Genomic DNA, 10,626 nt, shown 5'->3' on the forward strand with positions numbered 1-10,626 from the left:
ACGGCTAGGCGATAATGCGGTCAATGAAGCGCTGAAGATAATGCGTATAAAAGTCCGGTACCCGCATAGCCCGGCTCTGCTCCAGGCCGTTGCCGGCCGGCTGGTCTACCCCCGTAAAGTACGAAGAACCGCACACGGCCTCATCAGCAGCCCAGGCCGCCGACGACTTGTTTAGCACCAGAACCAGGGTTATTTCCGGGATGGATGCGTCGGAGCTGCGCAGGTGCAGCAGGCCACGTGGGTCAACAATGGCTGCACTGCCATCGGGCCAGGCCAGCCGCCGAAACAGCAGGCGCGGGTTACCGGTAAGCTGTAGGGTATCCAACTCCAAGGTGGCCAGGTGGAGGTTAGGAAGCTGCTGTTGATGAGCGTGCAGCTTCAGGTGCACGTTCTCTACCACCTGCACCACATAGCCTTCTATCAGCAGTTGCCCATTGCTTATTCCGAGCCGATTTACCCGCCGCAACACGTTGTAGCCGTTGTTGATATGGCGCTTCACGACGCCACTACTCAGCTGCCAAGCAGCTAGGGCAGGGCTGGTAGGAAGAGGCGCCGGAGTCCGCTCTACAATAGTGCCCGCCAAGTAGTCAAAGACTACCGATTCTCCGTTGATCCACAGGGCAAGACTGGTGTCGCGCCAGGTGATGGGGGGCATCTTTGTCAGCGTACCGAATTCCGGGGAGAGGTCAACGGTCGTTGCGGCTTCGTTAGGTCCGCCCAGGGGCAGGCGGTAAAACACTAAGCGCTTCTGTTTGGGGTTGCTCACCACAATAAACACCCACGACTTTTCATCTGAGCCGAAGCGGTATTCCCCTTCCTCAATGAGGGGGAGCAGTTCCCGCGCCCCACATTCCTTTTTGGGCCAGAACAGCACCCTTCGTTTTTCGGTAATTCCGACTACTCCCAGATGGGCGTGTTGGAAGGTGTAGCCTGTAACGTTGTACATGCCCACCGTAGGAAAGTACAGCGGGCTGGGGTGGCGCAGCAGAAAAGCGGGGGTACCAGCGGGGTGCGCCGCGGGCCGCACCGGGGTAGTAGCAGACCGGAATAGCAGTTCATCCAGCTCCAAGCAACTGGTGCTGACAGGCACCCGGTGACTATTTACGTACTCGTAGAGGTGTACTTGTCCGCCGCGGTCTACGGTGAGCAGGAACCGTAAACTGGGGCGCGCTGCGGCCAAGTAAGGCGCAAAGGCAGGCTGATGCAGCTGCCCCGCATCGGTAATCAGCAGGGTATCGGTTTCCGCCGCCGCTGGCACTTCGCTCATCAGCCGCTCTAGCGCCAGCCCACAGTGCAGGGCAGGGTCAAGCAGGGTCAGGGCTTGTATAACGCCAGCTTTGGTTTCCAGAGTAAGTACCTCGGCAGCCTGGCCTCCCAAGGCATAAGCCGCCACGGTAGCCGGTGGCCGGCTGAGAGCAGACTGACGAGCCCAGGCCAACGCTGCCGCCAGCGCAACTAGCCGAGGTAGTCCCCACATGGGCAGGCTGGTATCGAGCAGAATAGTGCGCGGGCGCGGCTGGTTGTGCGGGGGCTCCTCGCGGCGCAGGTACAGCGCCTCATTGTTTACTAAGCGGGCCGTAAAAGTCAGGTCGTCGTAAGCTAGCTCGCTGAGCAGCAGCCGGTCGAAGCTGCCGCGGTTGGTTACGTCGGACACGCCGCCGAAGGGTTGGTTGCTGGCTCCGTGGGCGTGCAGCGGAATGCGCAGGGCGGCCCCTAACCGTTGCGCCAGGCGGGCTAGCCCGGCCGTGCGTTCATCCAGAGCCAGCTCTTCGAACAGCTCTGTGGGCCGATTGGGCACGATTAAGGCCAGGGGCTCGGGTAGCTGATTGAGGCCGGTACGCACGCGCAGCTCCAAGCTGGCTACCGTTGGGAACCGGCGCGCGGCGCGGGCCAGCAGCCCAATATCGACCAGAAACCGTTGGCGCGTGGGGGGTGGTCCCGGCGTAAGCAGTCCGGCATCAAGGCGGCCGCTGGTCCACTCGTCTACGACACTGCCGGCCCAGTCGGCCGTTATCTGCCGGTACTCGCCCCGCAGAACTTCGTGCAGCAGATGCGGCTTGCGTGGGCCGGAGCGCAGCTCCTGGGGTAGGCCCCCTACTGTGTGGAGAAACTCAAGAGCCTCTTCCAGCATCTGGGCTACCTCAATGGTGTCGGTGTCATCGGGGGGCAGCCCCTGGAGCAGCCCGTGCAGAAGGCCTACTCCACCGCTGGCTTCGGGCCAACCGCCTTGGCAGGCCGCAAGCAGGAGCAGCAGCGTCCCGAGGGAAGGTAGGCCGGAAGGAGCTAGTGCCTGTAGCACTTGCACCAGCTCGGCGCGGTAGCAGATGGTAGCGCCGCTACGCCACTCCAGTATTTCCCCTTGTTCTACCCAGTGCCAGAAATACTCCTGCGGTGCCCGGAAGTACGTGAGGGCCAGCGGGACCGGATTAAACGTGCTTGTCATGTTCTGAGCTTCCAGTAGTCAGGCGCGCGGCGCTACGGGTAGCAGGCACCAGGTAAGCATGCGGGATTCGCTCCAGGCTGCCATCAGCGGCAAACAACAGCAGCGCGTTGCCGTGCGGGTTATACTTTTGCGCTACTAACAAAGCCAGCAGCGGACTTTCGAACTCAAGCCCGGCGGGCAGCAGCACGTTGTGATGCAGCCAGTGCTCCTGGCCGGGCACGGAGGGCAGCGGCGTACCCAGCACCAGGACCCGCTCAGGCCCAGCCACGGCAAAGCGTAGGCGCTGCAGGCGTATTTCCGGGGCCGAGCTGGCGTAGGTCTGCCAGGCAGCCAGGGTGGTGAGCAACGCGGCTCCTTCCATTGCGCGGCTGGCCGGTACCAGCCGAAGCGGGTGCGGAGCGGGCAGTTGACCGGGCAGGGCTGCGGTGGGTAGCTCCAGGCGTAGAAACTCCTGGATAGGCTGCCACTCAAGTTCGCTTGGCAACTGGGTGGTGGGCGTCAGGCTGGCCACCGGAAACAAGCGTCCTTCCGCATCCAGGCCAAACGTGCTGATGGTGGGCAGCTGCCGAACGGCCAGGGCCAACTGCCCGGTAGGCGGCAGGCCCCGCACCCACAGGCGGCTTTCGGCCCCGGCGGCCTCCCGGGCTACGCGCAACCCGGGCTGGCTGCGCACGGCGGCCAAAGCCAGGCCGCCGGTTTCACTCAGCAGAAGAACCCGCTCGGTAGTACTCATGCCTGCAATACTTTCTGCCAAAGCGCATCCAACGGCTGCTGCACGTAAGCCCGCTGCACTTCACTACCGATCCACTGGCAGCGGCCGTTTAGGTAGCGGAGCTGGTCTTTGATGGCGGTGCGCTCGGCCAGAGAGGTTTCGGGCTGGTCCCACTGGATGCCGAGGGCGGTTACTTCCTGCAACAGGGCATCGGCATCGGGCAGGGTGCTACCGGCGGCGCGGGGGTGGCGGCCGGGCTCCTCGTCGGCGGCCACCACGGCATCTACTATGCCGGCAATAACTTCCCGCTGCTCGTCGGTATCCCAACTGTAGCGCAGCACCCACATATCGGAGGGGGTAGCCACGGTGCGCTGACACAGTAAAGCACTGGCGGCCAACAGCCTCTGCAGCTTCACGGCCCGCCGGTCGGAGACGGGCACGCCCGCATTGCGCAGCTGCCCAATCAGGGTGACGTAGGCCGGGCGCACGGCTTGCAGATCTACGGCCGGAATGGCTTGCTGCAGCTGCAGGATTTCCTCGGCGGTAATGGTGGGCGCTTCGGCCGCTGTTTTGCGCTCCAGGGTCCAGCCGGCTTCCAGTACTTCGGCTAGTTGGTCGGGGGCCACGTAGTCGCAGTGCACCCGCACCAGAAAACGGTCGAACAGTGCCTGCAGGGCTTCCTCCTCCGGCAGATGATTACTGGCCCCCACAATCATCAGGGCGGGCAGGGCGCGCGTTTCCCGGCCGCGCCGGAACACCCGCTCGTTGAGCACCAGCAGCAAACTGTTCAGGATGGCGCTGTTGGCGTTTAGCAGCTCATCCAAGAAAATAAGGTTAGCCTCGGGCAGCAGACCTTCCGTATTGGTCACCAGTTCGCCTTCGCGCAGCTTCCGAATATCAAAGGGGCCGAACAGCTCGTTGGGCTCCGTAAAGCGGGTCAGCAGGTACTCAAAGGTGCGGCCTTGCACCAGCCGGGCCAGCTCGCGCACCAAGGCGCTTTTGGCCGTGCCGGGCGGCCCTAGCATAAACAGGTTCTCGCGGCCTACCAGGCAAATGCTCATCAGGTCAATGATGTCATCTTTGCCCACAAAGGTGCTTTTAAGGTGGCGGGCTACCGCATTGAGTTTATCCACCAACAGCCATTCGCTAGTCAGGTTCGGTTGCATTCGTCGGGGTTGAGAAAAGGTCTTCAAATTCAGGCCACAGTTCGGCGGCGTAGCGGCCCAAAGCCGCCCGCACTAGCTCAGCTACCTCCGGTTGCCGGGCCCGGCGCAGGTCGCGCGCACCTATGATGCGGTCTACGTAGGCGGCGCGGAGGCTGGGGTGAGCTAGCACCGCTACGGGCACTTCCCCCACGATGTCGCCTCCCACGAAGGAAAGGGGCCACTGCCGGGCAGTAGTTTGCAGGTGGCTTACCAGGGCGTCGCCGGGGGCCAGTCCTTTGGCCAGGTGCAGCAAGTCGGGCAGGTAGCGCAGCGTGAGGTCGGCGGAGTAAACAGCCTCGGGGGTCAGGGCCCCGGCATAGTCCTGCAGCCACACCTGCACGGCGGTTTCGTCCAGCTCCCGGACCACGGCCAGCTGCGCGGCGCGGTAGAGGTAACGGGCGGCCCACAGCGCAGCATCAGGATCGAAGGCCGGGGCAGTATAGGGCTGCTGCTGCGCGTCCTGGGTGTGGTAGCGCTGCAGCAGGGCCAAGACCACGGGCTGCGCTTCTTCGGTTGGCGGCATGGGCTCAGAAGTCACCGTTACGTCGCCCCGCGTCAGTAGTTCTTCGATAAAATCAGCCAGCGTCATGCCTTCTTATACCGTACAGGATATGCTCGCAAACTATTATACACCGTTAAATCGGAGTAGGCGCAAACAGCCCCGGCAGGCCTTTTTTGGTCCTCATTCCATACCGCTCACCTCTGTCGGAGCTGCTGAAAATGGCCCTGCCATGTTGCCCGGAGCCTTGAGTTAGGGGTTAATTTCCGGTACGTTGCCGGCTGGTTTCCTCCTGTTCTTCTTCGTCTTCCTCCTCAAAGCCTTCCCGAATTTTCTCAATGGCTTCCTGATGGTCTTCTACATCCGCTTGCTCGGCGTTTTCTTCCTGCTCCTCCTTGTCGTGGGGCTCGTAACTGAGCCTGATATAGATGGGAAAGTGGTCGGAGCCCACGTAGGGTAGGCGCTCCATGTCATCAACCTTGAAGTGGGGCGAGACGAATACGTGGTCGAGGGGCCAACGCATCAGGGCATATTCGGCGTGAAATGTGGGGAGCAGACCGCGCCCCACCCGTGGGTCGAGCAGGCCACTGATGCGGCGAAACAGCTCGGAAGTATGTGACCAAGCTACGTCGTTCATATCGCCAAATACAATCGTGGGCTCATCTTTCTGGTCGATGGCTTTGCCTACCAGCAGCAGCTCGGCGTCGCGCTTGGTGCTGGTTTTAGCCTCAGCCGGAGCCGGTGGCTTGGGGTGCAAGCCGTACACGCGCACGTAGGTTTTGCCGTCGGGCAGCTCCACCAAGGTATGGATGGAAGGCACATCATCGTCCAGTAGATACTTTACTTCGCAGCCGTGCAGGGGTAGGCGCGAGAAGAACAGCAGCCCGTAGGTGTTGTCCAGCGGCTCGTGGCAGGTGTAGGGGTGGGTTTGCTCCAGGGGTTTGAGTTGCTCCAGCCACCAGAGGTCAGTTTCTACCGCCATTATCAAATCGGAATCTGCCTGCTGCAACACCTGTAAGGCTTTCTGCCCTTGCTTGTTGTATTGTAGCACATTCATCATGGTCAGGCTCAGACGGCGCCGTTCGTCCTTGAGGGTGCTGTCGCCCACCTGTTTGCGTACCAGGCGGGTATAGGGCATAATGCGCAGCGTCTGGTACACGATTGCCGCCGCCAGGGCCAGCAAGACCACCGGCCCCCAGTACGTGTTATCGGCGGGGCGGTGCCATTGCAGCAGTATGCCGGTGGCTAAGACAACCACCAGTACGCCCACAATCTGCAAGCGGGGAAAATCAAAAATGCGAATCCACCAAGCCGTTTGGCGAAGCAGAGGAAGCCAGGTGGCAACCAGCGCGGCTACTGCCAACAGCAGCGTCAGGCCGTGGGCAATTTGCAGCCAGAGCGGAACATCAAGGTCAGGCACAGAAGGGAGAGAGTAGGCGTGGGGAATCAGGCGGGAGCAGAAGGGGTGGAACAGGGACAGGCAGGCTCAATCATCATTGAAGCCGCCTTTGCGCAACTCTTCAATGGTACGCATCACCTTGTCTTTAAGGGAGGTACGGTACTTTTCCAATACATCCGCCAGGCGGGCATTATGCAGGGCCAGGATTTGAGTAGCCAGCACAGCGGCGTTGGCGGCTCCGTCCAGGGCTACCGTGGCTACGGGCACCCCCGCCGGCATCTGGAGCATAGACAGGATGGAGTCGAGGCCGTGGAAGGAGGTAGTGGAGTTGATGGGTACCCCAATAACGGGTAGGGTAGTAAAGGAAGCTAGCATACCCGGTAAATGGGCAGCTCCCCCACCCCCGGCAATTATAACGCGCAGGCCCCGCTTGCGGGCAGATTCGGCATACTCCACTAGGCGGTGCGGGGTGCGGTGCGCCGAAACCAGGGTGATTTCATAGGTGATGCCGAACTGCTGCAGCAGCTCGGCCGCCGTCGACATAATTTTCAGATCCGACTGGGAGCCCATGATAATCCCCACCAGCGGAGTATCGTGGGGAGCAGGAACATCGGCCGCCGCAGCGGCGGGAAGAGTGGTAGGCATAGGAGAAAACAAAGAAACAGGATCAACCTAACTAGGATTGGCTTTTACGGTCCCTCAGAACGGCGGTTGAGCCTATAAACATAGCATTTTCCCTGCTTGCTGATTCTTAAAGGCTCGTACCTTTACCCGTCGCCGGTGTGCTTATTGCCTATGGAAATCCTGCTTGCTACGTTCACTACCCTCTTCTCCGTGGTGAACCCCTTCAGTGCCATGCCCGTGTTCCTGACCCTGACGGAGGAAGACACGCCGGCTCACCGGGCCAGCATTGCCCTGCGGGCGTGCATGTATATGGTGGGGGTACTGGCCGTTTCCTTTTTCGCGGGCCAGTACGTGCTCAACTTTTTCGGCATCAATATCCACCACCTGCGCATTGCGGGCGGCATTCTGCTCATGCGCTCGGCCTTCGATTTGCTCACGCCTGGCGGCAACCGCAGCAAAGTATCCGACGCGACCCTCGACGAAAGCCGCCACAAGGACGATATCAGCTTCACGCCCCTGGCTATGCCCATGCTCTCGGGGCCCGGCTCTATGGCCGTGTGCATTGGCCTGTTCACGGAGCGCCTGACGTATGTAGATATGGCCCTGATTTTCCTGGGCTTCGTACTGGTGGCCCTGGCCGCCTACCTCATCCTGATGTCGTCCCTCCGGCTCACGCGCTTTCTGGGCCGCCCCGGCATGGCCGCCCTGGCGCGCATTATGGGCTTTATCACGCTGGCCATTGGGGTGAATTTTCTGGCTACGGCTATCGGAGCCCTGTTTCCGGGATTAAGCCGGTAGGTAGTCCGGTAGGTAGGTAGTAGTTGAATGGCTTGGACACTTGCACCTATTGCACCTCTGCTGCTTATCCTGACACTACTCGGCATGTGCTGGGCAGTATATAGGTGGCTTCAGCGGCGTATTGGGCAGCACGCAAGTATCCTGTTCCTAGTTGGGGTAGGTCTGTTGGTCTCTTATACGTTCTACACAGCACTATATCCTGCCGATGAATTCTATCAGGAAAAATATGAGCAAATAACGCTGCTTCCCTTCCCGGCGTCAGGCCGCCTCATTAAGAAAGATGCTTCTTATCCCGATGTTCCTCAAGGCCATTACCGAGCCTGTGCCTTGGTAGAAGTGGCACCGCAGGATTATCAGCGGCTGCAGCAGTACCTGGCTAATAACCCGCGGTTTTCGCCCCGTTCGTGCATTTTGGGTGACGAGTACTACGATGATTTGCCGTTTGAAAAGGTGGCGGGCACTATTTCTTGTACCCGCTACGCACACGGTTATGCCCAGAGAGGCCCATTTGAGTTGTTATATGTCGGTTTACTGAATGACGGGAAGTCACTTGTTATCTATCGATTCAGTATTTGAATACCGGAGCGGCTGACAACATAGTGGGGAGACGTATCTTTGCGCCTCCTATGCTGAAGAACGACCTCCTCCTCCGCGCCGCCCGTGGCGAAGAAACCGAGCGCACCCCCGTGTGGCTGATGCGCCAGGCCGGGCGCATCCTGCCCGAGTACCGCGCCCTGCGCGCCCGCCTCAGTGGCTTTAAAGAATTGGTAGAAACTCCCGAGCTGGCCGCCGAAGTCACTATTCAGCCCGTTGATGCCCTGGACGTGGACGCGGCCATTATCTTCTCCGATATTCTGGTGGTACCCGAGGCTATGGGCCTGACCTACGAGATGGTGGAAGCCCGTGGCCCCTTGTTTCCGGAAACGGTGAAGTCGGCCCACGATGTAGCCCGCTTGCGCGTGGCCGACCCCGAGGAGCACCTGGGCTACGTGCTCGAAGCCATTCGGGTAACCAAGCGTGCCCTCAACGGGCGGGTGCCGCTCATCGGGTTTGCCGGCGCGCCCTGGACGATTCTGGCCTACATGGTAGAGGGCCACGGCTCGAAAACCTTTAGCAAAGCCCGCCGCATGCTCTACGCCGAGCCGGAACTGGCCCACGAGTTGCTGCGCAAAATCACCGCCACAACCATTGCCTACCTCCAGGCTCAGGTGCAAGCCGGTGCCAATATCATTCAGGTATTCGATTCCTGGGCTGGCATTCTGCCCCCTACTCACTACAAGGAGTTTAGCACCCGCTACATTGCCGAAATCTGCGCGGCCATTCCTGAGGTGCCGGTAACGGTATTTGCCAAAGGTGCCTTCTGGGCCGTGGAGGACTTTGCCCAGCTGCCCTGCCGCACCATTGGCCTTGACTGGAACCAGGATGCCCGCGCCGTGCGTCCCCTCGTGGGCGACAAAACCTTGCAGGGTAACCTTGACCCCTGCGCCCTTTACGGCACCCCGGAGCAGGTACGCACGGCTACCCGCCAGATGCTGGACCAGTTTGGCAAACACCGCCACATTGCCAACCTCGGCCACGGCGTCTATCCCGACACGAACCCCGACAATGTGAAGGTGTTCATCGAAACAGTAAAGGAGTACAGCCGCCGGTAGGTAGCGTATCCCGCAGCAGAGCCGTCCTTTTAAGCAGCAAGCAGAGACGAGGAATCGGGAGGCCCGGCATAGGCTCGCCCAGGTTCCTCGTCTCTGCTTGTGCTGTACAGAATGCTCGGCATTTGGAATGAGTTGTTTTAGCAGGCTGCCTACAGCGCCAGCCCTACTCCTTCGGCCTCGGCCAGTAGCTGCTGCTTTTCAATAGGCACCACCCCTACCTGCTCGCACACGAGGCCCCCACCCAGATTCGCCAGGGCAGCAGTTACCGGCGCAGGCAGGCCCAAAGCCACGCAGAGGGCGGCAATGCTGATGACCGTGTCGCCGGCGCCCGATACGTCAGAAATGGTGCGCAGATGGGCCGGAATGTAAGTGCGGGTTAGGGCGTCATCCTCCACGAACACGCCCCGCTCCGAGAGGGTTACCAGCACCGTTTCGGGGGTAAGCACTTCGCGCAGGCGGGCTACGGCGCTTTCAAAGTAGGGCCGGTCGGCGTCGGTGTCACCAAACTCCAGCTTTAACCCTTCCCGCAGCTCTTTCAGGTTAGGCTTGAATAGGGTGCAGTGCCGGTAAGCCAAGAAGTTCTTTTTCTTGGGGTCCACGACCGTCGGAATAGTGCGTTGCCGGGCCAGGCTGATGAAGTGCTGAATACTGGTTTCGTTGAGGACGCCTTTGTCGTAGTCTTCGAAAATAACCACGTCGGCCTGGCTGAGCAGCTGCTCGAAGCGAACAGTCAGCTCGGCGTTTTCGGCGGCATTGAGGTCGGTTTCCACCTCCGAATCGATGCGCAGAAGCTGCTGCCCCTGGGCCAGGATGCGTTGCTTCACGGTGGTAGGCCGGTAAGTTGAGCGCACGATACCTTCAGCAGAGAGGCCGGTAGCGTGCAGCAGGTCCAGCAGCTGGTCGCCGCCCTGGTCCTTCCCAATTACGGCGCACAGCAGCGGGGTAGCCCCCAGGGCCTGTACGTTCAGGGCAACGTTGGCGGCCCCGCCCAGGCGCTGCTCCGTGCGGCTTACGCTTACTACCGGCACTGGGGCCTCGGGTGAGAGGCGGGTTGCCTTACCCCACACGTAGGCGTCCATCATCACGTCGCCCACAATCAGGACAGTCAGGTTATTGAACGCGGCAAACAACTCGGGTAGTGAAGCGGGCAGGGCAGCGGGCATTACAACAGATTCAGGAGGTGTAAAGGCCGCAAAGGTAACTTACCGCCCGAAACAACTCGGCATGACGTCCTTCCGGACTCCTGAGATGCCAGTAAAAAGAGAGGCGGGGGGGGCCCAAAAACCCGCCCCCC

Annotated in this window: 10 protein-coding genes; 3 read left to right on the plus strand and 7 right to left on the minus strand. The window is 60.8% G+C overall.

The genetic code is table 11. The features are described 5' to 3' along the window. Positions 1-4: 4 nt before the first annotated feature. The 6 genes from K3G63_RS09655 to purE all read right to left on the minus strand — a co-directional run bounded on the left by K3G63_RS09655 (position 5) and on the right by purE (position 6,903). Positions 5-2,443: a hypothetical protein gene (locus K3G63_RS09655; protein WP_220613822.1), complete on the minus strand. Its 2,439-nt coding sequence runs from the start codon at positions 2,441-2,443 to the stop codon at positions 5-7. Continuing rightward, positions 2,427-3,176 carry a hypothetical protein gene (locus tag K3G63_RS09660; RefSeq protein WP_220613823.1) on the minus strand — a complete coding sequence of 250 codons (750 nt, stop codon included), beginning with the start codon at positions 3,174-3,176 and terminating at the stop codon, positions 2,427-2,429. Before K3G63_RS09660 ends, K3G63_RS09655 begins: the two co-directional genes overlap by 17 nt. Beyond that, positions 3,173-4,321, minus strand: coding sequence for an AAA family ATPase (locus K3G63_RS09665; RefSeq protein ID WP_220613824.1), 1,149 nt, complete (start codon positions 4,319-4,321; stop codon positions 3,173-3,175). Before K3G63_RS09665 ends, K3G63_RS09660 begins: the two co-directional genes overlap by 4 nt. After that, positions 4,302-4,949, minus strand: coding sequence for a hypothetical protein (locus K3G63_RS09670; RefSeq protein WP_220613825.1), 648 nt, complete (start codon positions 4,947-4,949; stop codon positions 4,302-4,304). The genes K3G63_RS09665 and K3G63_RS09670 overlap by 20 nt, the downstream gene beginning before the upstream one ends. Before the next feature lie 169 nt (positions 4,950-5,118). After that, positions 5,119-6,279 carry an endonuclease/exonuclease/phosphatase family protein gene (locus K3G63_RS09675; protein WP_220613826.1) on the minus strand — a complete coding sequence of 387 codons (1,161 nt, stop codon included), beginning with the start codon at positions 6,277-6,279 and terminating at the stop codon, positions 5,119-5,121. Positions 6,280-6,345: 66 nt separating this feature from the next. Continuing rightward, positions 6,346-6,903: a 5-(carboxyamino)imidazole ribonucleotide mutase gene (gene purE / locus K3G63_RS09680; protein WP_220613827.1), complete on the minus strand. Its 558-nt coding sequence runs from the start codon at positions 6,901-6,903 to the stop codon at positions 6,346-6,348. 150 nt (positions 6,904-7,053) lie between these two features. On the opposite strand from purE, the gene K3G63_RS09685 reads away from it, so the two are divergent. From K3G63_RS09685 to hemE, 3 genes are read left to right on the plus strand one after another with little or no spacing between them, the layout of a single operon-like run. Continuing rightward, complete coding sequence (locus K3G63_RS09685; protein WP_220613828.1) at positions 7,054-7,680, plus strand: MarC family protein; 627 nt, start codon at positions 7,054-7,056, stop codon at positions 7,678-7,680. 27 nt (positions 7,681-7,707) lie between these two features. Continuing rightward, positions 7,708-8,256: a hypothetical protein gene (locus K3G63_RS09690; protein ID WP_220613829.1), complete on the plus strand. Its 549-nt coding sequence runs from the start codon at positions 7,708-7,710 to the stop codon at positions 8,254-8,256. A gap of 50 nt (positions 8,257-8,306) precedes the next feature. Further along, positions 8,307-9,332 (plus strand): uroporphyrinogen decarboxylase, encoded by a 1,026-nt coding sequence (gene hemE / locus K3G63_RS09695; protein WP_220613830.1) that lies wholly within the window; start codon positions 8,307-8,309, stop codon positions 9,330-9,332. Positions 9,333-9,481: 149 nt separating this feature from the next. Here the strand turns inward: hemE and K3G63_RS09700 are convergent, their stop codons facing one another. Further along, a complete protein-coding gene (locus tag K3G63_RS09700; RefSeq protein ID WP_220613831.1) occupies positions 9,482-10,495 on the minus strand; it encodes a bifunctional heptose 7-phosphate kinase/heptose 1-phosphate adenyltransferase in 1,014 nt (337 codons plus the stop codon). Positions 10,496-10,626 lie beyond the last annotated feature (131 nt).

This window comes from Hymenobacter sp. HSC-4F20 (assembly GCF_019599275.1).
In the GTDB taxonomy this organism is placed as follows: domain Bacteria; phylum Bacteroidota; class Bacteroidia; order Cytophagales; family Hymenobacteraceae; genus Hymenobacter.

Coding starts and splice junctions, on each gene's coding strand:
- K3G63_RS09700 (WP_220613831.1), bottom strand. CDS start 10,495: ATGCCCGCTGCCCTGCCCGCTTCACTACCCGAGTTGTTTGCCGCGTTC.
- K3G63_RS09655 (WP_220613822.1), bottom strand. CDS start 2,443: ATGACAAGCACGTTTAATCCGGTCCCGCTGGCCCTCACGTACTTCCGG.
- hemE (WP_220613830.1), top strand. CDS start 8,307: ATGCTGAAGAACGACCTCCTCCTCCGCGCCGCCCGTGGCGAAGAAACC.
- purE (WP_220613827.1), bottom strand. CDS start 6,903: ATGCCTACCACTCTTCCCGCCGCTGCGGCGGCCGATGTTCCTGCTCCC.
- K3G63_RS09665 (WP_220613824.1), bottom strand. CDS start 4,321: ATGCAACCGAACCTGACTAGCGAATGGCTGTTGGTGGATAAACTCAAT.
- K3G63_RS09690 (WP_220613829.1), top strand. CDS start 7,708: ATGGCTTGGACACTTGCACCTATTGCACCTCTGCTGCTTATCCTGACA.
- K3G63_RS09660 (WP_220613823.1), bottom strand. CDS start 3,176: ATGAGTACTACCGAGCGGGTTCTTCTGCTGAGTGAAACCGGCGGCCTG.
- K3G63_RS09670 (WP_220613825.1), bottom strand. CDS start 4,949: ATGACGCTGGCTGATTTTATCGAAGAACTACTGACGCGGGGCGACGTA.
- K3G63_RS09685 (WP_220613828.1), top strand. CDS start 7,054: ATGGAAATCCTGCTTGCTACGTTCACTACCCTCTTCTCCGTGGTGAAC.